Here is a 19,602-nt window from a genome sequence, read left to right on the forward strand (position 1 = left end):
GTTCGTTAGCCTGCGCGAACTCTAACGGAGCGCCTCCTTCTTCTCGCTATGGTCGTGGGAACACGCTCAACGCATCGCTTAACATGCTCACCTATCACGGGTGGGCAAGAGCTGAGCTTGCGAAGCTCGGGAACTAGAGGGGCGCCCCTAACGCCCCGAACACCTCGGAGCCAGAGGCGACCAGTCCTTCCTCCTCCTCATCTCTAGCGGAGCTCGAGGTGGTGAGTAGGCTTTGGCTCAGCCCATACGCAGTGAACAGCGTCTGTGCATGTCCCCTTGACCTCACACTTAGCGCTCTAATGCGGGGGAGCGCTCAGCTCCCCATCATCCTTCTCCTCCTTCTGAGGGGCGTAACCGCACCCCCCCTTGACGGCCATGCCCCCTGACCTGCTTGACCTGTAGTCTGCTGACACTACTTCAGGAGCAGAGCGTCCGCGGAGCTTACAGGAGCAGTCATTGGGGACCGAGAATCCCTATCGCGGCCCAATGAGAGATACCACTTCAGATTCTCACGAGGCCATATCAGGAGCATGGGGTATTCATTTGCGTGAGAAATTTTTGCGGGTGAAATTCTACCTCTCTCACGGCGGCCTACTTGCTTGCCACTAGAGCGAAACTACGGGGATCGCTATTTTTCTGGTTGTGTCGGTAAGGGCGTTTGATGGTGTTCAGGAAGGGATTTGTGGCGTTTCTCGGCTGGTTTTCACTGTTTTGGGGAGATGCTCGGCGAACATCATTGATGTTCTAGCTCGAGCATACTATCCGGGGATGTGCTCGTCAACGTAGTGTAACCGTCTGTGACACCCCCCCCTCGCAAGGAAGTGGAGCGAAGCGGAACGTGGAAGCGCTAGCGCCTCACTCGGCTCACCTACAACCTTGAAGGAGCGTGGGAGAAGTCTTATCAATCAACAGTCAATCGAGTAATCCACCCCACGGGGAAGAGGCCGTCTTCAACTCGTCCTACTGACGGCGTATTTCTCGCTTCTGGGCACTATCTGACTGCGATGCTGACGAGCCACGCGAGGGCCGCGCTTTCTGTGAGGACGAGGAGCCATGCAAGAATGTTAGTGATGCGATCGATGGTTGTGTTCATTTCACGTTCTTCTCTCTTAGGTTTTTTTGCTCGGTTTGGACAGGGTTGGACACAGTTATTGCCCTTTTTCGGAAAGTCCCCTCATGAAGAAGAATCCTGGAAGGTTTCCGAAAAACACTGTTAACCCTGTCCAACCCTGTCCCAACTTCATTTGAGTCGTAGCCCAAAATAGACTGTTTGGCGGCTGTTAGAGGCACTTGAGTGTGGGCGCTGTTTGTCAAAGTCGTATCGGTTGAGTTGTATGCCAAAAGCAGTGGAAGTTAGGAGATTCGCGTCCATTTCGTGGGCAAATTCGTCGTAATTGGCATACAATTTCTCAGCAGTTTCTTTGTAGCCGGCGCCGCGCTCACAATGTTCTCTGAGCCAGACCTCGAGCGGGTTGGAGTCGAGCTCGAACTGGCGGGTGATGTCCTTAACTGACTTCGGGATGGCGAGGCCATTTGTGAGCAGCTTGACAGCACCTCGGACGGCCCAGGCTAGGATGCCGGCGCTTTCAGCTCGATAGAGGGTGTTCCAATACTTCTCAACTCGACCCTGTTCTGGGACCTGGTTCAGAAAGTTGATCCGCAGGATGCGCCGCCAGGTTGCCCAGCTGGTATCAGCAATTCTGGGCTCGTGGTTACTACAGACCACGAAAGTTGCGACAGGCGTGAACTCAAAGTTCTCTCGATATATCTGCCGGGCGCTGACCGTGCTTCCATCGCAAAGACCGTTAAGCAGTCCTGTATTGAGCGCTCTTGCGCCGAATTCGTTGGCATCAACAAACCGTTTGCCCTGCAGGTCTGCGACTTCATAAACTTCGCGGTCATGGTGATATTGAAGGGTCTTCTTGTCGATGTGTTTGGCATAACCTGAAGCCCCGCTCCCCAAGATGAGTTTCATGGCCTCAACAATTGTGGTTTTGCCGTTGGCTCCCTTGCCGAGGAAGAGCCACCAGCATTGCTGATCAGCGTTGCCGACTAGCATATAACCACATACTCGTTGGATATGTTCAATGAGCGCCTCGTTGCCGCTGAAGCAGAATGCAAGGTGCTTGAGCCAGAGCGTGCACTGGGCGGTATGGTCGTATGTTGTTGGTGCGATCTGCGTCATCTTAAAGGCTGGATCGTGCTTGCGAAGCTGGCCGGTGCGTAGATCGACAATGCCGTTCTGGACATTCAGCAGTTCGGGGTGTTGGTCGAACTCATTCTCCTCAATCAGGATGTCGGGCAGGACCGTTGCGAGTTCCAAACTGTTGGCGATATTCGAGCGTTTTTCGGAGGAGAACGCCCACTTGACCAGTGCCTTTTGCCTGTCAGGATCACTCTCTTGGGCGGAAGCAAGAAGTTGCGTTGGTCCGACCCGCTGCACAAGAGCAAACGCCTCGGCATGAGCATCACGCCGCCAGCGTTTGCCATCCCATACTAGCCAGGCGGACTGTTTAGTCCAGCGGACGAGGCCTCTGGTGAGGAGCTGAAACCGATACGCGTTCCCAAGCTCAGTAGTATGCAGTGCGTTAAGCTCTTGAGCGGTCTCAGCAGATAGCCTGAACGCCTTCGGGCGATGTGCCTCTGGGACTGCCGGCGCTGGCGCGTAATTTGCGGCACTGTTCGCAATCCCCTGCACTTCGGCCTCAGGCAACGGCGGAGAGCACTTGCTCTGGTTCTCTGCTTGCAGCGCTGCCAGAATGGCCTCTGGCGCCAAGTTCTTGTGTCGCAATAAACTCGCCAACCTGAACAGCGTATCGTTCCGCTGCCCCTCATGAATCGTCTCAGGCGACTTGACTGGACACTTGGCCTTGCCCTTGTCGATGAGCGACATGATCTTCTGCCAGGTTGGCATCGGGAGTGTTGCCATCTCGATGTCGGTCGGGCCGAGCCCAGGCACCCACTGATAGTCCCCCTTCTGGCCGTCGAGGTGAACATGCGACCCAGGGCCGAGAACGTAAGCGGAATGCCCGGCCTTGACGTCGATCGAGATGTCGCCGGCTACAACCTTCTGGCTTTTCAGGGGGATACCGGCGGGCGGTAGATAAAGCCTGTTGAGATGGCCTCTCCATGTCCGAATCGTTAATGTGGGCGGTAGCTCTAGCGTCTTCAAGAACGTCTCGGCTGACGGGGTGTCAGGGTCGAGGCAGAGACAGCCGTCCAAGCGAAAGGCGATGTTGCACCTATCAGCCCATTGTTCGAGGACGCTGTGGAGCTCAGCGGGGTCCCGAGCTTGCCACTTATCAAGCAGCGGTGGCGCCTTCCGTCCGGCGAGAATGGGCATCGAGACCCAGTGCAGATCGATGGGGGACGCGTGGCTCACCGGGGGCTCAGGTCAATCGGCTTGACGCGGGCTCGGCCTAGCAATCGGGCGGTGCGTTCGTTGGCGGGCTGGTGGCCAGAAGCGAGATAGGCGTCAAGGTCCGCCTGCTCAATCCTGATGGTGCGCGTGCCGACTCTCACATGCGCGAGAAGGCCGGCCTGAATCTGCAAATAGACGAGCTGGGGCGAAACGCCTAAGAGCTTCGCGGCTTGCTTAACGGTGAGAAGATCATGCATAATAAACTCCTCATTAAAATGGTTGACGTATCGGTCTATCTTGTGTAGGCTGTCCACATAGGGTTTGATGTGAAGTTTAGGACATTTTGAGGATAGGCGATTGGGAGTAAGGCGGAATAGCCGTAAAGCGGCGGGAGGCTTCGTCGAAGCGATTTGTTTTCGTTTTGGAGGGCTACTAGATGGGCGTAAAGCAAAGGAATCTGTGGTCGAATTGATTGCTAAGCGTCTTGGAGAAGGTCGTCGTGGGCCGAAGCCGTTTGCTCAAGGAACGCGGTTGTTGATGGGGTTTGATGATTTTCTGGTCGAGTTGTTGCAGGAGATAGCGAGCAAGCTGGACGCCAGTTTCCCCCTGAAGGTGGTGGTGTGGACGCGGTTTAGTTATCGGGGCGAGACGGGCGGTGTGCAAGTGCTGCGATGGCGGCTGTTTGACGAGCGTCCGAAGCCGTCCATGAGTAAGAGGGTGCTATTTCGGGTGAGTCGTCAGCGGAGGATTCGCTCTTCTGGGGATTGGGTTCAGCTAGGCGATGGTCGTTTGGGCGAGGGTTCGATTCCTAAGTTTGAGTATGACTATGACGAGGACTGGCGTTGTTCTCTCTTTCCGGTCGTGGGGGTGCTTCCCAAAGAAGGCGGTGGGATACACGACGAGGACGATTGGGAGTATTGGCGAGCGGGTTACAAGCGATCTCTTGTAGGAATGGGACGTAGCCCGACGGATAGGGATGTTGAGGACATGATTGCGAGTCAGTTGCTTGAGCACGGTGGAATTCCTTACCATCTGTCGAGTGTTTTGGCCGAGATGCATAAGGTCGCACTGCGGGCGAGGCGGCGAGAGAATATGAGTTCGAGTCAAGAGTATGACGATGAGCACACTGGGATTGGCGGGGCGTTGGCCTGGACAGAGCAGTTGGTTGAAGGCGAGAAAGAGCCTGACAGGGCACCGCTTTCGGTGGCGGATGTTTATCACCCTCGGACGCCAGCAGAGTGTCGAGCTGTGACCATTGCGTTGCGGGCTGAGGCTCTTGGATTTCATCTTTATGGTGGGCGCGGGCGGTCTATCTCCGGATACATTAGGCGCGTGTATGGCCGGCGGGCTGCCGCTGTCTTGGGCGCATTGTCGCACTGCAGTCGGCGTCATCGTAAGTTGGGTCGGTGATGGCGATAATCAAGCGAACTGGTTCTGACATCTTCTATGTCGATTTCCGGGACCAGGGTGGTTGTCGGCATCGAATCTCAACGGGCACTAGGAGCCGGCGGGTTGCTCTTCAAATCGAGGCGAAGCTCAAGTCGGACGCAGTGTCGGGCAAGTTCTTTGGGCCGTCCCGTGGGCAGCTGAGGCTTGCGACAGTCCTTCAACGATATGTTGATTGGCAGAAGACTATGGGGAAGCGCTGGGGTCGGTCTGACCTGGCTATGCGTAATATCCTGCGGGTCCTGAACGGTAGTATCTCGGCTGGTAGGCTCACGGTGATAGATGTTGATCGGTATAAGCGGGAGCGATTGCAGAGCGTCAAGCCTGGGACTCTTCAGCGTGAATTGACTGTGCTGATCGCAGCGTTGAATCGAGCTGTCGAACGAGGCGAGTTGAGCGTCAACCCACTTGCGGGTCGAGTAAAACAGATGATGGTTGCTCCTCGTAACCGCGTCTTAGGGGACAGTGAGGTCAATCGTTTGCTTGCCGAGGCGCAGAACGGGCCGAACTATTTACTGCCGGCACTCGCACTGATGGTTGGGGCGGGTTGTCGTCGAGGTGAAGCTTTGGGGTTGTTATGGCAGGATATTGATCTTGATTCGGGGTCAATCATTATCCACGCAGAGAAGACCAAGAAAAGTCGGGTGGTGCCGTTGGCAGGCTGGCTTCAGGACATACTCAAAGCGGTGCCTCGGGTTGGGGCGACTGTGATTGCTACAAACGAAGGGCAGGCGATCGAAAGCATCAAGCGGAGCTTTCACTCTTGTTGCGAACGTGCGCGGATCGAACACGTAGTTCTTCACGATCTGCGGCGGACTTTCGGGACACGAATGGCGCGAGCGGGCGCGAGTCCGTGGATCATTCAAAGCTTGCTCGGACATCAGTCATTGCGGACGACCCAAATGTATGTTTCAATCTCCGATTCGGCGATGCGCCGTGCTGTTTTTGAGGCATGTCCAGCGCCGGACGGCTTAGGGCTTGGTCAAGACGATGAGAGTAACAGGATGCATATAAGTGGGCACAAATAAGGCACAGTGCCGTTTCTGGAAGTCGTTTGATGGGCTAAATAGCCTATAATTGAACACTGGAGCATCGCCTTGCCAAGGCGAGGGTCGCGGGTTCAAATCCCGTTTCCCGCTCCATTTTGATGCTGAAAGCAGCTGGTATTGGTCCTCGGGGCGTGGCGCAGTCTGGGAGCGCACCGGAATGGGGTTCCGGTGGTCGTAGGTTCAAATCCTATCGCCCCGATACCCTATCGGGTTTGTGTGGCCGTCGGGAGCTTTGTAGAGGTGCTCGGCTCAGCAGGTACGTGCCATGCAGATAAACACATCCGGCAAGACCGCCGGGCCAGTAAGTGCACAAAGAGCTTTGAGTTCCTACCGTTAATCCTTTCTGGGCGTGACTTGGTGGGGCACGGCTTTCGGTTCTTGGCCAAAGAACAGGTAAGCCGGCAGAGTCCAAGCTCTGATCTGTTAAAATTGGCTCAAAGCGTTATCCTATTCTGATAGGAGGGTTTTGTAACAGCGACACAACGGTTGGGAAAGGGTCGAGGATGAATCGTTACTCAGTTTTTGTGGCTTGTTCCGTTGTTTTCGTGCTGGCGCTCGCCAGCTGCGGCTTTGGAGGAGAGAAAGGCTTCAGCGGGACGCTGTACTTGCGAAACGGCGACTCGGTATTCTTTGACCACCTCGGCACGACGAGCGAGGTAGCAGCGTATCATGTGAGTGGGCGTTTAGGGCAGCAGAGGGTGGCATATAACTTCGCTGATCTGGGGCTCATACTTCTTTCGGACAAGGAACCTTCGACTGTGATAATCGTGAACAAGCAGGGCGAGCGGTTCACTTTGACCGACTGCGAGCTCAAGGACGGGTTCCTTTACGTCTATAACGATCCTGTAACACACAAGCTGGATTGGACCAGGGCTGAGCGCAAGGACATCAGCCACATCGTCGTTGGGGAAAGGTCTGGGAAGATCAAGATGAACGTTACGACACGCGAGTTCTTCCCGGCGATGTTCGTGTTTGACCCCTTCACGGGCGAGCGGCTTGTTTGGGCCGAGCACGGACACGTGATTCCTGGCGAGGCGCCTGGGCCGGCGCAAGCTGGCGGCGCGTGGTCGGGCGCAACTTACACACCGGCCGCGGCACAACCTGCGCCAAGAGCTCCCGCTGCCGTGAGCGCAGTTCCCTCACCAGCCCCAATTCCCGCCGGCGCCACGAGCGATCTGCACCTGACCATTACAACTCCGCAGCTAGCGGTCATCTTTCTCGGGGACGCCGATCTTAGCGTAACAATTAAGGGGCCAGAACGCTTTGAGAAGAGGGTCAAGAACGCTGATGCGGACAGGCAATACACACTTGATTTCAAGAAGATTCCCAGTGGTGACTACAAGGTTGTGGCCAAATACGGCAGCAGGACCGCGGTGAGCATCGTCCGAGTGCTCGGGAAGGATGTCAGCTCCGAGTTGATGTTCGATTAGGCTCCAAGCGGGGCCAGTTTTAGTATGCAGGTTCGCGGTGCTGGGCATATAGCTTGAAAGACCTATCCAGCTTGAGGATAATAGCGGCGTCTGAATCTTCCTGTTTTCAATTAGATTTGCGCTGAGGGTTAGATGGTTAATAGAGACTTGATCATTGTGGTGAATCCCGGCTCCACCTCGACCAAGGTAGCTTTGTTTGGAGAGAATGGCTCCGTTCTCCAGGAGACAGTCGCCCATGACAGGGCCTTGGTGGCAGCCTCTCGAGTTGTCTATGAGCAGTACGAGTGGAGGATGGAGACGATCCTGAAGATTCTGGAGAAACTAGAGGGTTGGCAGACTAGAACGCGAGGCGTGGTTGGCCGAGGCGGTCTGCTGCACCCGCTGCCGGGAGGGACATATCTTGTCAACGACGATATGGTGGAGGACCTGAAGGTGTCCCGCTACGGCGATCACCCCTCAAATCTTGGCGCGCCGCTCGCCAAGGGGATCGCAGATAAGCTGGGTGTTCCGGCCTTCATCGTCGATTCGGTAATGACGGACGAGCTGTGGGACATAGCACGCATCTCGGGCTACGCCGAGATACAGCGAGTATCAACGACGCACGCGCTTAACATCAAGGCCACTGCGAGGCGACGTGCTGAGCAGCTCAACAAGCCAATTGAGGATACGAGCTTCGTGGTTTGCCATCTAGGAGGCGGCATCTCGGTGGTGTCGCTGAAGGGCGGGAAGATCGTCGATATGAATAACGCACTCTTGGGCGAGGGCACGTTCAGCCCCGAAAGAGTGGGCACACTGCCCGTTCGCCAGCTGATAGACCTCTGCTTCTCTGGCAAGTTTGCGTCGGCAGGGGAGATGAAACACAAGCTGGTCAAGGAGGGCGGGCTTTACAGCTATCTTAAAACAAATGACCTTCAGAAGATCGAGCAGATGATTGCAGACGGCGACAAGAAAGCGGACCTGGTCTTTTCGGCGATGGCATTTCAGATTGCCAAAGCGATAGGCGGTGCGGCCTGCGCTCTTTCGGGGAAGATGGACGGAATACTGATCAGCGGTGGGGCTGCGCAGTCGAAGGTCCTTATAGAACGGATATTAGAAAGGATCAAGTTCCTTGGACCGGTTTACGTTCACGCGGGAGAGGGGGAATTGGAGTCGTTGGCGCAGGGGGCGGCACGTGTGCTAGATGGAGTTGAAGAGGCCAAGACCTACGCCAGGATTAGCGAGTAGCTTAAGCATGGTTTGCCTCATTGATGTTGCTCGGTGAAATGACAGCGTTTGGGATTTAGGGTGTGATTATGATGGACTCCTTGGGGGCGTGGATACAGAAACTCGGCGATCGGGCGCCTATAAGAACATTCGAGCGTATGATCGAGGTCTGCGAGTCGCACGCGGCAGATGGGGGTAGCAAGCGTATAGTTTTGGCTTGTGCTGAGGACGCAAAGCTGATTGAGGCGATAGAGCTTGCCCGTGAGCGAGACATCGTATCTCCCATCTTAGTGGGCAACAGCAGCGCAATAGAGGCTGCGGCCAGGAGTGTCAGCGTCAACCTTGATGCTTACGAGGTGATTGATGTTCCCGACTACCAGGCTGCACTGAAGGAGTCGGTTGCCATGCTTGCGCGCGACGATGCGGACATCCTCATGAGGGGCGCCGTGGCTGCCGTCGATTTTTTGAAAGCCGTCCTTGCCCAAAAGCGAGAGCTGGACATCTCTGGCCTTCTGACACAGGTGTCCTGCCTCAAGATACCAGACTACCATAAGATGCTTCTGATGTCCGACGCGGCAGTCGTGATCAAGCCAACCTTGCAGCAGAAGAAGGAGATAATTGTCAACGCCATCTCCGTGGCGAACGCGCTGGGCATCAGCGTGCCGAAGGTCGCTTTAATGGCAGCGGTTGAGGTCGTCAACCCGGCGATGGAGGCGACGAGGGAGAACGCCATCATCTCCAAGATGGGGGACAGGGGCCAGATAAGAGGCGCCGTGATAGATGGACCGCTGTCGCTGGACGTTGCAACGTTCAAGTCCGCGGCAGAGTTGAAGGGTGTCAAGGGCGAGGTTGCGGGCGATGCCGACATCCTGATTGTCAACAAAATCGAGGAAGGTAACATACTCTACAAGTCCCTGATCAGGTTCGCCCACGCCAAAACGGGCAGCGTTCTTGTCGGCTCCCGTAAGCCGATGATCATCACCTCCCGCGTCGAGGTGCAGAACAACGAGCTGCATTCCATCGCGCTTGCCGTGCTTCTGCACACCTTCTACAACAGACGCGCGAGCGAGGCCGCCTGAGGCTCAGGACTTGCCGGATGCTATCTCGCTTGGCGGCAGCTCTTGGGCCGCGATCCCATAAATCTCGAACACCGCCTCGTCAATCGTTCGCTCCAGGTCGCTGACTGCTTGCGAGTCCGCAAGCCTGGCCTGGCGAGCCTCCTTGACTCGAGCCACAATCTCGTCATGCAGGCTCTTGAATCGTTCCTGATCCGACATCGGGGCAACCTTTATCGGGAGCCTGACAAGCGTGTGAGCGTAGTATTCATATAAGCGCCCCATCTTCTTGGCGATGCGCCGAAAGTAGAAGCCCAGCAGGCTCGAATTGAGCAGACAACAGAGATATTCCGGCAGAACCGCGTCTCCGGGATTTATGCAATAGACGTCCGCGCTACAGTAATAGCGGCCATAATCGACCGCGAACCTGCTCTCTTCAGCCTTGAACGGGACCAATATTTTGGGGGTGGCGGACACGAACTGCTCTGGTCTTCTTGGCCGGATGAGCCTCCACCAGGGTCTATTCATCGGACCAACCTCGTAGCGGCTCTCGAGAATGTCCCGGAACCTCGCAAGGTGCCGAGTCAGGTTCGGCATGCTCACCGGGTCTGGTTTCTCCACGATGTAGAGGACATATTGCCCAGAATCCCGCAAAGCCCATCGATCAAGTTGAGAGTTTTTTACCCACGGCTTGAGAAGTGCCAGTTCCTGCGGCAGTAGTTTCAAGGCGGCAACCTCATCCTTGTAAAGCACGAATATGCCCTCCTGAGCCCGCATGGACGCCTGCTGGCCGTCTCCTCGCACCCTGTCCGCCCCAGTGATGAGGCCTGGACTCACCAACGCCACGTCGCCCAGAACCGAATCTGAAGCGGCCTCAAGTTTGCGCATCAGCTCCCGCTCTGCCGGAGGCGCTAACACCCAGCGATCGGCGAGCAGCTGCTGCGGCACGTCGAAGCTCATCCACGCCGATGCGGCGCTCGGCAGAAGGCTCTCTAGACTGACGCGGCCGTCGATCTTGGCCACGCTCGGAGCACGAAAGACCCTGAGCGTGTGCGACGGGTTTGGTTTCTCTTTTCTTAGGACCAGCACGCACACCTGAATGCCTCGCCCACCGAACACGGAAACAGTGTTGAAATCGAGCAGATAGACCAGCTCGGTTTTTCGGGCGAGGAAGCCGCGCAGTGGCGCCGCCTTGTCCGCCCCAAGCCAGTAACGAGGGACCACGTATCCCAAGACGCCTCCCGTGCGGAGGCACTCGACGCCTCTTTCGATGAAGTAGTAGAAGACGTCTGCCTTCCCATCAAAGACCGAGTAGCGGGCCAAGACCCGCTGCCGATAAGTTGGCGAGTGATGATGGAATCCAAGATAGGGAGGATTGCCGACTATGACGTCGAACTTCGTGCTCGATGCAGGATTGAGCGGAAACGTCGAGCCATTCGGTTGGTGTGACGGGGATGGTCTATTGAAAGGAAGTCCTGATCTTTTGTCTAGGAAGTCGCGCCGATGCAAACTGGCGGCAGTAGTATCGAATTTTCCGTGCAGGCGAAAGCGGAGAAAGCCCAAACTCAGCTCTGCGAGGGCGAGGGCGGTCGGATCGATGTCGAGCCCGAACAGGTTATCCCCCACGTCAGCTTTGTTCGGGGTCCCTGTCGCATCGGGTAGCTGCTCAGCCTCAGGCTGCGATTCATACAGAATACGAGCCGCTGCCAGAAGAAAAGCGCCTGAGCCACATGCCGGGTCGAGTATCCTGAGTTTGGGTGCGGCTTTGGACTGCCTCTTGCGCTCGGAGTGAGCCTTTAGACAAAGCCGGACCAAGAGCTCTGAGAGCCAACCAGGCGTGTAATACTGCCCTTTGTAGCGTCGAGCACTTCTGCCCTCATCGCACGACTCATACACCCAGACCAAGATGTCATCAGCCAACCAGAATCTGCGCGGCAGCGACTCGGAAAGCAGCCTGGCCGCGGAATTGATGTCCGCAAGGCGGGCTCCTTTGTCGCTAGAGAGGACGACATCGAGGGCATTGTGAAGGGCTTGGGGCCAGCTGGACGCATCGATGTTTGCCGGAGGCCACTTTTCCTCCTTAGTCCGCGCAAGCCAGGCCACTGCCGATGCGGCCGCAATTACTACAACGGCGGCCCTGTTCATGGGATGAGGGCCAGACATAAGAGATGCCGTTCGCCGGCGCGCCTTACGAAGTGCCCTCCTAAGGTCAGCTAGCTGTTCTCGACGAACGATGTTCATGCCCGTGCCTGACATCTCCCCGGACATAGCGTTCTCTTGCCCTTCCCAAGCAATCATAGTTGCCTCATCTGACATGTCAGACTCGCTGTATAAAGCGGAAGCCACCTACCAAGCGGTGGGAATCCGCATCCTCGGCCCATTGTGGGTTTGATGTCTCTGCCTTGTCAAGATACGCCGTGCACAGGCAGCTGCGCTGAGCCGAATGCCTGTGATTCTTTGCGCGTAAACTTGACAACGGGCGAGCCCATAACCTATATTTGTTTGGTAATCATTACACTCCCCGATAGCTCAGTTGGTAGAGCAGGTGGCTGTTAACCACCGGGTCGGCGGTTCGAGTCCGTCTCGGGGAGCCACGACCGAAGAGGCCGTCCCAAAAGTCCGTGTGGAGTCGTATGGGCGGTGAATTATGACCCAGCCTCCTTGCCCCGCCCTATCCGCATTTGGCAAATCATAGGGCTATGAGATGATGACGGTGCAGAGACTCGCACCCGTCGCTTATCTTCGTCCTGTTGCCCGATTGGTCATACTCGATCGTAATGAATCATCGATTTAGCACGGAGTTTGCCCCTCGACAATCAGATTGGAGCGGGGAACGTAGCGGCTGCCTCGCGGCTGGAGGGCAGAAGCTCCTGCCCGAAGGGCAGACCATGGGTAGCCGCAGGCGTAGCCTGACGGTCCGAATAGCGCCACAATCCCCCTTTCTAACCTCCCCGTTGCGTTGCACGCACGGCTATCCCCTGTCGGGGATTACAGCCTGAACTCCTCGTTCGCACCCGTTAGGTGAAAGAAGCAACAACTCGGCTTTCGATATGAACTCCCGTGCCTATGTGCCAGCCAGCTTCAGAGATCAACTTCAGAAACGATCAATCTGATTATTGGGGTGCCGTAGTGTCGTTGCTATGTTCCGAAGTTTTATGTATGATCATAGTTGACAGGAGTTTAACTATGAAGCGATTCTATACAACCTTGATGTCTGTTTTTCTGGCAATGCTGCTGCTGGGCGGGAGCCTTTTCGCGGCGGAGTATCAGGTGAAGCAGGACGGGTCGGGGGATTTCACGGCGATTCAGGAGGCGATCGACGCCGCTGCAACGGGCGACGTGATCATTGTGCATCCGGGCACGTTCTACGAGAACATCCACTTTCTCGGCAAGAATATCGTCCTGACCTCGACCGACATCTGGGACCGGGACGTTGTTGAGGCGACGATTATCGACGGCCAGCAGCTCGGCTCCGTCGTCACGTTCGCTGGCACGGAAAACGAGAGCTGCGAGCTCTCCGGCTTTACAATTACCAATGGCGAGGCGGATTGCGGCGCAGGGATACTTGCGGAGTCGTGGGATGATGTTGAGTTTTTTCAGGCTGCCGCATCAATCAGCCATTGCTTCATCACAAGCAATACGGCTGCCGCGGGGGATTTGACGCGTGGGACTGGGGCGGGCGTGCGCGGCCTAAAGGGGAGGATCTCGCGCTGCATTATCGCCGAAAACTGTGTTGGTAGATCAGGCGGGGGCATGTATCGGTGTAACGGGAGCTATGTCGACCGCTGTATAATCACCGGCAATTCAGCAGGTTCGGCAGGCGGCGGACTAGGATACTGCGATGGCATCACCATGGTCAATTGCGTTGTGAGTTCCAACTCCGGTGGCGGCGTTAGTTCTTGTGGAGGGACGATGAGAAGCTGTATTATTGAAAGCAACACTGGAGCTCGTGGGGCAGGATTAAGCTGCTGGAGCGGGACCATTGCTGACTGCATCATTCGCAATAACAGCTCATCCGGGGATGCCGGCGGCGTGAATTACTGCTTGGGGATCATTGTGGATACTGTGATCATGGGCAACCATGCAGAGGGCTACGGCGGCGCTTTTTACGCCGACGGTGCGCACACCCAATCACTACTTAATAACTGCCTGATTGTGGGCAATTCGGCGACAAATGGCGGTGCCTTCGCTGAATGGGTCGGTCATATCATTAACTGCACAATAGTGGGCAATCTAGCAGAGGAGAGGGCCGGGGCACTGTACCTTTCGGAGTGGGCTATGATTAGCGATTCCATTGTTTGGGGAAATGAATCTGCAGATGACGAGCAGATCTACAACTACTTCTGGTATGTAGAACCCACTTATTCATGCATTCAGGACTGGGACGAAGGCGGCGAGGGGAACATCTCGGACGACCCTCTCTTCGTCACTGGGCCGGACGGCGACTACTACCTCTCCTCCAAGTTTGCGGGCCAGGACGCCGACAGCCCGTGCATCGACGCTGGCAGCGACTTGGCCTGGCGCCTCGGCCTCTGGGATAGAACGACAAGGACAGACGCGGCCGCCGACGAAGGCGCCGTCGATATGGGTTACCACTATGCCGGCGTGCCTGAAACCTCCAAGCCCAAGATAGAGTGCATTCTAGGCCTGCGCGATTACATCGCCGGCAATTACTATATTAAGCCGTGGGTTGAGATCCAGAATCCGGGAGAGGACCGAACTGTGGACATCTATGTCGGTTTTGTTCGCCCGGACGGTTCCATATCAACGGCAACGCCGAGGGGATTTGTTTTGGGACTTGCGCCTTACGTCAGCGGCCTATTCCTGCCCAGGGGTTTCAGCTTTGGCCCCAATCTGACGTGGATTCAGCTCACCACCGGTGTCTCGTGGGTTAGAGTTCCCTCCAATGCCCCGACCGGCGACTGGCTCTTCGCCGGGGCGATTGCCCCCGCGGAGGAGCCGCTTAGCGAGTTCCTCGCATTCCACGCAACTCCTTTCACCGTGCGGGAGCCCGAGATGCGGAACCAGTGACTTTCCAGTATCATTGCCATCCCGTCCTATCTGATGCAAGCCCACGGTAGCTTGCCGAGCCTTCCTTCAACGAAAACAATGCAATCTAGTAACCAACGACGCCTGGTTTGCTCTATCATCCGGACAGGCTCTTCAACGCTTCAGGCCCTGGGGGGTGCTAAACCAAGCGAAGTAGCTGCCTTCAGCTCCGTTCTCATCGGTGTATTGACTTCTACACGAGTTTCCCAACCAGGCGTCGCCTCCATACCAGGTGCGGGCGCAGTAGGCTGTGTCATTAGTGTCAAACTGGTCTATGAAGCCCCAGGCCCAGTAGAATGCGTTGTCCCATCCGCCAGTGTCTCCGGCAATTGTGCCAACATCGCTCCACACGTGCACAACACGTCGTTCCCGGAGGCTGATCGCCGGGCGGCTCCCGTTCCGTCAAGCCGAAACACTCAATGGTGCTTGCGCACGAACACTCGTATCGGGCTGCCATCGAAGCCGAACTCCTCGCGGAGGCGCCCCTCGATGTAGCGCAGGTAGGCGTCGTTAACATCGTCCGGGCGGTTCGTGAAGATGGCGAACGTGGGGGGACGGACCGACGCCTGCGTCGTGTAGTAGAATCTGACCGGCTTTCTGCGCTTGATCATCGGATGCTTGCTGAAAACCTCGTCCTGCATGAACCTGTTCAGGATGCCCGTGCTTATACGTCTCTGGCACTCGTCGTTCACGGCGTCGATCAGCGGGAACATCGAAAGCAGCCGCTGCCTCGTCACCGCCGAAACGAAGACAATCGGTGCGAATATGGCGAACGACGTTTCGTCTTGGATGCGCTTGATAAAGACACCCATTGTCCTGTCGTTCTTCTCAATCAGGTCCCATTTGTTGACCACCAGAATCAGCCCCTTGCCCTGCTCGACCACTACCGACGCGATCTTAGCATCCTGACTCGTTGCAGGCTGGGTCGCATCCAGCACGAGTAGCGTTACGTCGGACCGGCGGATGCTGCGCTCGGCGACCATGATGCTCTCCTTCTCCAAGAGTTCTGACACCTTGCTCCGACGTCTTATGCCGGCGGTGTCAATGAGCATGTAGTCTTGCCCCTTGACGCGGACTTTGCTGTCGGTGGCATCGCGCGTCGTGCCCGCCGTCTCGTGCACGAGCACGCGCTCCTCGCCCAAAAGAGAGTTGACTATCGACGATTTCCCCACGTTCGGACGGCCCACGATCGCGCAGAACGTCGCCTCGTCAGGCGCGTTCGCCGCCTCAGTTACGGGTGAGGCGATGATGTTGGCCAGGGTCTCTTTCAGGTCGCCGATGCCGAGTTTGTGCTCGGCCGAGATAGCTAGCACCCGCTCAAAACCCAGCGAATAGAACTCGGCCGCGAGCGATTCCTGGCTTTCCATATCGATCTTGTTGACTGCAACTATCACCGAATCGGTCATCCGACGCAGGAACGCAGCGGTCTCCTCGTCCTGGGGCAAAAGGCCCGAGCGGCCATCGACCATGAAGATTATCGCGTCGGATTCGGCGACTGCGAACTCAACCTGACGTTCGACTGCCCTCGTGATTGAATCAGGTGCGCCTCGCAAAAAACCGCCCGTGTCAACGAGCATGACTGACGTATCATTGACGTCGGCCACCTCGTAATTGCGATCTCGCGTCACGCCCGGAGTGCCATGCACGATCGCCTTCCGGCGGCCAACAAGCCGATTGAACAGCGTGGATTTGCCCACGTTCGGCCGCCCCACAATGCTAATGGTCGGTAGTCGTCTTCGCATCTTCTCTCAGTTATCAGTTGGCAGTTATCAGTTGTAAGTTAGCCCCAATCCGCAATCCACACCTGATACTATGCCCGCAATTCGCGCATCTTCCTATTGAATATCAAGCGGGAGGTGCTTACCATGTCTTTCTAATTACGCAGTTGTCCGCAGAGCGAAGATTGACGATGGAGAAAGGTGGCTATATGAGGACATTTGACTATACAGTAGTAGTTTGGAAGGAGAAAGAGGCTTACGTCTCAAAATGTCCTGAACTCGGCGTTGCTAGTTGCGGCGATTCAATCACTGAGGCGACAGAGAACCTTAAGGAGGCAGTAGAGCTTTATCTCGAAAACGCGGAAGCCCTCGGATTATTGGAGGATATCCAAGAGAGCCTCATAACACGGGAGAAATACACCTCGCATGTAGAAGTCGTAAGGTGATGGCGAAACTGCCTGTCCTATCCTCAAAGGAAATAATCCGGGTGTTGCACGAAGCCGGCTTTGAATATGCTCCCAAGAGGGGAAAGGGAAGTCATTCGGCATTTGTGAAAAGAGATAAGGACAGCACTCGTCTTGTCATTGTGCCTCATCGAAAGGAGATTCCCAGGGGGACGTTGATTTCAATCTTGGAACAGGCAGGCCTTTCAAAAGAGGAATTCATGGAACTGCTGGGATAGATCTTCCGTCAGTTATCACTTGGCAGTTATCAGTTGTAAGTTAGCCCCAATCCGCAATCCACACCTGATACTATGCCCGCAATTCGCGCATCTTCCTATTGAATATCAGACAGCAGGCATCTAACATTTGAATTCACGGACGCAGGTGATATTGAATTGATCGCATCGAACGTGCACGAAGGATACGGAATAGAGAGAAGGCGGAGGGACTATGGTCATTGGTTTTGACATGCCCGAAGGCGGCCTCGCGGCGCTCTGCAGCAAATGGAAGGTCCGCGAACTGGCAGTGTTCGGCTCGGCGCTTCGGGAGGACTTTGGGCCCGAGAGCGACGTGGACGTGTTGGTGAGCTTCTATCCGGCTGCGACTTGGAGTGGGTGGGACTTGATGGAGATGAAGCACGAACTCGAAGTCCTGTTCAGTCGTCCGGTTGATTTGGTTGAGAAAGAGGCGCTGCGGAATCCCTGGCGGAAACGGGAGATACTGAGCACATGCCGGGTGGTGTATGCGGCCTGACCACAGAGATATGGCTCGGTTGTGGGATATGCTAGACGCGGCTCGAGCGGCCATGCAGTTCACCCAGGACATAACTCTTGAGGACTTCCTTGAAAACAGGATTTGTAGAATGCTTTAATCGTGGGGTTAGTTATGACGGCAAGTGAGAAACGCAGAGGCGATCGGGTCGCGACGGAATCCGCGAACTTGCTTGAGGAGCAGGTTGACAGGTTGCGAGAGCTGTTCCCCGAATGTGTCACGGAGGGGAAGGTCGATTTCGAGAGGCTTCGAGCGACCCTCGGGGATGAGGTCGACTCGCGTCCAGAGCGCTACTCCTTTTCATGGGCGGGGAAGCGGGATGCGATCCGCATTCTTCAGATGCGCAGCCGTGCAAGTCTCGTTCCGTGCCGTGAGGAGTCGATCGATTTTGAGAAAACGAGCAATATCTTCATCGAAGGGGATAACCTGGAGGTCCTGAAGCTTCTATACAAGTCCTACTTCGGGCGGGTGAAGATGATCTACATCGACCCGCCTTACAATACCGGCAATGACTTCATTTACCGAGATAACTATACTGATCCTTTAGAGACTTACCTTCAGATCTCGGGTCAGAAGGACGCGGAGGGTAATCTGCTCACAAGCAATCCAGAAACCTCGGGGCGTTACCACTCGGCCTGGCTCTCAATGATGTATCCGCGCCTGTTCCTGGCACGGCAGTTGCTCGCCGAGGAGGGCGTGATTCTCATTTCTGCTGACGATCACGAGATAAACGGTCTCCGCATGGTGATGAATGAGATATTCGGCGAGGAGAATATGTTAGCCAATCTGGTGTGGCACTTGCCTAGCGGTACCTCAGCGGGGCATTTTACTCGAGCTCATGAGTACATCGTTGCATTTGCGCGGAGCAAGAACACCCTCCCGAATTTCCCCTCATCGGACGAAACAGCGGTGACAGGGAGGACAACCATCAGGCCCAGTAGGCTGAATCCTACAAGCAGGATAGATTTCCCTCCAGGGCTAGAGTTTGAGGGATCTAGCGCGATCTTCAAGGGCATTCTCGGCGATCAGGAACCTGTGAGAATCGTTGGTGGCGCGATGATCTTTGAGAACGGGAAGCTACGCCAAGGCGTGACGCTGGAGGCCGCATGGAGAATGAGAAATCAAATGATCAGTTGGCTGGGAGGCAAGGAGACCTTTGACACAAAGGGTCAGAGACTCGTGAGGATATACTTCAATCGATTCGGTATCCCATGGTACGAAAAACAGAGGGAGTTCACGAATCCTAAATCAGTGGTGCAAGGACCAACGACCAAGCATGGCACGCTCGAGATTGAGGCAATCTTCGGCGCACGTGTGATGCCCTTCCCCAAGCCCTCGAGCTTGCTCAAGACGCTGATCTCGATTCCCCTCAAGAGCGACGAAAAATCCATTGTCATGGACTTTTTTGCCGGTTCGTGTCCCGCCGCTCACGCTGTTCTTGAGCTCAATCGTGAGGACGGCGGTAGTCGCCGGTTCATTATGGTGCAGCTACCCGAGCTGACGTCTCAGGATTCTACAGCGCGGAATGCTGGATTCAAGACTATAGGGGATATCGGGAAGGAGCGTATTCGACGGGTGATTGCCAAGATCAAGAACGAGTCCGAGGGCGAACTTGAGCTGCAAGACCGCAATGCGCAAGAGGATCTGGGTTTCAGAGTCTTCAAGCTAGCTGAATCGAACTACAAGCAGTGGGCTGGCGTGCCAGAGATGGAGCCGGGTGAATACGCAGACGAGATGGCTCTGTTCACCGATCCTCTTGTCAAAGATTTCAAACCGGAGAACGTGCTTTGGGAAGTGGCTATCAAGGAAGGCTATGGCCTTAATTCTTCGATGGAAAAGCTATCTCTGGAGCAGGCTAATATGGTTTACCGCGTGACGGATCCTGATAAGGGCCAATCGCTCTTGGTTTGTTTGGACGAAGTGCTGAATCCGCCAGCCGTGACGGCGCTGGGCCTATGCAGGGACGACCTGTTCGTCTGTCGGGACGTAGCGCTGAACGATGAGTTGGCCGCAAATCTCGCACTACAATGTCGGTTGAAAACGATTTAGAAGTTAAGGCTGGCAGCGCGTGGCATCA

Annotated in this window: 15 protein-coding genes and 2 tRNA genes; 12 read left to right on the forward strand and 5 right to left on the reverse strand. The window is 55.8% G+C overall.

Annotated features, from left to right (window positions below; translation table 11 throughout):
• Positions 1 to 1,240 precede the first annotated feature (1,240 nt).
• Both VM163_07885 and VM163_07890 read right to left on the reverse strand, forming a co-directional pair.
• Positions 1,241 to 3,382 (reverse strand): phage/plasmid primase, P4 family, encoded by a 2,142-nt coding sequence (locus VM163_07885; protein ID HUT03794.1) that lies wholly within the window; start codon positions 3,380 to 3,382, stop codon positions 1,241 to 1,243.
• Positions 3,379 to 3,618, reverse strand: coding sequence for a helix-turn-helix domain-containing protein (locus VM163_07890; GenBank protein ID HUT03795.1), 240 nt, complete (start codon positions 3,616 to 3,618; stop codon positions 3,379 to 3,381). The genes VM163_07885 and VM163_07890 overlap by 4 nt, the downstream gene beginning before the upstream one ends.
• Before the next feature lie 280 nt (positions 3,619 to 3,898).
• On the opposite strand from VM163_07890, the gene VM163_07895 reads away from it, so the two are divergent.
• From VM163_07895 to VM163_07920, 6 genes are all read left to right on the forward strand, one after another.
• Complete coding sequence (locus VM163_07895; GenBank protein HUT03796.1) at positions 3,899 to 4,771, forward strand: hypothetical protein; 873 nt, start codon at positions 3,899 to 3,901, stop codon at positions 4,769 to 4,771.
• The gene (locus tag VM163_07900; protein HUT03797.1) at positions 4,771 to 5,835 is read left to right on the forward strand and encodes a site-specific integrase; all 1,065 of its coding nucleotides are present in this window, start codon (positions 4,771 to 4,773) and stop codon (positions 5,833 to 5,835) included. Before VM163_07895 ends, VM163_07900 begins: the two co-directional genes overlap by 1 nt.
• 146 nt (positions 5,836 to 5,981) lie before the next feature.
• Positions 5,982 to 6,055, forward strand: a tRNA-Pro gene (locus VM163_07905).
• A 304-nt stretch (positions 6,056 to 6,359) separates the two neighbouring features.
• Positions 6,360 to 7,286 carry a hypothetical protein gene (locus tag VM163_07910; GenBank protein HUT03798.1) on the forward strand — a complete coding sequence of 309 codons (927 nt, stop codon included), beginning with the start codon at positions 6,360 to 6,362 and terminating at the stop codon, positions 7,284 to 7,286.
• Between the two features lie 132 nt (positions 7,287 to 7,418).
• Positions 7,419 to 8,510 carry a butyrate kinase gene (gene buk, locus VM163_07915; protein ID HUT03799.1) on the forward strand — a complete coding sequence of 364 codons (1,092 nt, stop codon included), beginning with the start codon at positions 7,419 to 7,421 and terminating at the stop codon, positions 8,508 to 8,510.
• Positions 8,511 to 8,578: 68 nt separating this feature from the next.
• The gene (locus VM163_07920; GenBank protein HUT03800.1) at positions 8,579 to 9,568 is read left to right on the forward strand and encodes a phosphate acyltransferase; all 990 of its coding nucleotides are present in this window, start codon (positions 8,579 to 8,581) and stop codon (positions 9,566 to 9,568) included.
• A gap of 3 nt (positions 9,569 to 9,571) precedes the next feature.
• Here VM163_07920 and VM163_07925 read toward each other — a convergent pair whose 3' ends face one another.
• Positions 9,572 to 11,842 carry an N-6 DNA methylase gene (locus tag VM163_07925; GenBank protein ID HUT03801.1) on the reverse strand — a complete coding sequence of 757 codons (2,271 nt, stop codon included), beginning with the start codon at positions 11,840 to 11,842 and terminating at the stop codon, positions 9,572 to 9,574.
• 220 nt (positions 11,843 to 12,062) lie between these two features.
• Between VM163_07925 and VM163_07930 the strand changes: the two genes are divergently transcribed.
• Both VM163_07930 and VM163_07935 read left to right on the forward strand, forming a co-directional pair.
• A tRNA-Asn gene (locus VM163_07930) sits at positions 12,063 to 12,138 on the forward strand.
• Between the two features lie 592 nt (positions 12,139 to 12,730).
• Entirely contained in the window at positions 12,731 to 14,575 is a 1,845-nt protein-coding gene (locus VM163_07935) for a hypothetical protein (GenBank protein HUT03802.1), read from the forward strand.
• Between the two features lie 132 nt (positions 14,576 to 14,707).
• Here VM163_07935 and VM163_07940 read toward each other — a convergent pair whose 3' ends face one another.
• Entirely contained in the window at positions 14,708 to 14,950 is a 243-nt protein-coding gene (locus VM163_07940; protein ID HUT03803.1) for a hypothetical protein, read from the reverse strand.
• Between the two features lie 59 nt (positions 14,951 to 15,009).
• On the reverse strand, positions 15,010 to 16,335 hold the full coding sequence (der, locus tag VM163_07945) for a ribosome biogenesis GTPase Der (protein HUT03804.1): 1,326 nt from the start codon (positions 16,333 to 16,335) through the stop codon (positions 15,010 to 15,012).
• Between the two features lie 167 nt (positions 16,336 to 16,502).
• Between der and VM163_07950 the strand changes: the two genes are divergently transcribed.
• From VM163_07950 to VM163_07965, 4 genes are all read left to right on the forward strand, one after another.
• Positions 16,503 to 16,757: a type II toxin-antitoxin system HicB family antitoxin gene (locus VM163_07950; protein ID HUT03805.1), complete on the forward strand. Its 255-nt coding sequence runs from the start codon at positions 16,503 to 16,505 to the stop codon at positions 16,755 to 16,757.
• Positions 16,757 to 16,993, forward strand: a complete 237-nt coding sequence (locus VM163_07955) for a type II toxin-antitoxin system HicA family toxin (protein ID HUT03806.1) — start codon at positions 16,757 to 16,759, stop codon at positions 16,991 to 16,993. Before VM163_07950 ends, VM163_07955 begins: the two co-directional genes overlap by 1 nt.
• A gap of 211 nt (positions 16,994 to 17,204) precedes the next feature.
• Positions 17,205 to 17,507, forward strand: coding sequence for a nucleotidyltransferase family protein (locus tag VM163_07960; GenBank protein HUT03807.1), 303 nt, complete (start codon positions 17,205 to 17,207; stop codon positions 17,505 to 17,507).
• A gap of 132 nt (positions 17,508 to 17,639) precedes the next feature.
• A complete protein-coding gene (locus VM163_07965; protein HUT03808.1) occupies positions 17,640 to 19,574 on the forward strand; it encodes a site-specific DNA-methyltransferase in 1,935 nt (644 codons plus the stop codon).
• Positions 19,575 to 19,602: the final 28 nt, after the last annotated feature.

This window comes from bacterium, from assembly GCA_035527515.1.
In the GTDB taxonomy this organism is placed as follows: domain Bacteria; phylum B130-G9; class B130-G9; order B130-G9; family B130-G9; genus B130-G9.

Excerpts from the sequence above, each read along its gene's own strand:
- VM163_07955 (HUT03806.1), top strand. The coding sequence starts at position 16,757 with ATGGCGAAACTGCCTGTCCTATCCTCAAAGGAAATAATCCGGGTGTTG.
- VM163_07935 (HUT03802.1), top strand. The coding sequence starts at position 12,731 with ATGAAGCGATTCTATACAACCTTGATGTCTGTTTTTCTGGCAATGCTG.
- VM163_07900 (HUT03797.1), top strand. The coding sequence starts at position 4,771 with ATGGCGATAATCAAGCGAACTGGTTCTGACATCTTCTATGTCGATTTC.
- VM163_07920 (HUT03800.1), top strand. The coding sequence starts at position 8,579 with ATGATGGACTCCTTGGGGGCGTGGATACAGAAACTCGGCGATCGGGCG.
- buk (HUT03799.1), top strand. The coding sequence starts at position 7,419 with ATGGTTAATAGAGACTTGATCATTGTGGTGAATCCCGGCTCCACCTCG.
- der (HUT03804.1), bottom strand. The coding sequence starts at position 16,335 with ATGCGAAGACGACTACCGACCATTAGCATTGTGGGGCGGCCGAACGTG.
- VM163_07925 (HUT03801.1), bottom strand. The coding sequence starts at position 11,842 with ATGATTGCTTGGGAAGGGCAAGAGAACGCTATGTCCGGGGAGATGTCA.
- VM163_07890 (HUT03795.1), bottom strand. The coding sequence starts at position 3,618 with ATGCATGATCTTCTCACCGTTAAGCAAGCCGCGAAGCTCTTAGGCGTT.
- VM163_07965 (HUT03808.1), top strand. The coding sequence starts at position 17,640 with ATGACGGCAAGTGAGAAACGCAGAGGCGATCGGGTCGCGACGGAATCC.
- VM163_07895 (HUT03796.1), top strand. The coding sequence starts at position 3,899 with ATGGGGTTTGATGATTTTCTGGTCGAGTTGTTGCAGGAGATAGCGAGC.
- VM163_07950 (HUT03805.1), top strand. The coding sequence starts at position 16,503 with ATGGAGAAAGGTGGCTATATGAGGACATTTGACTATACAGTAGTAGTT.
- VM163_07960 (HUT03807.1), top strand. The coding sequence starts at position 17,205 with ATGGTCATTGGTTTTGACATGCCCGAAGGCGGCCTCGCGGCGCTCTGC.
- VM163_07910 (HUT03798.1), top strand. The coding sequence starts at position 6,360 with ATGAATCGTTACTCAGTTTTTGTGGCTTGTTCCGTTGTTTTCGTGCTG.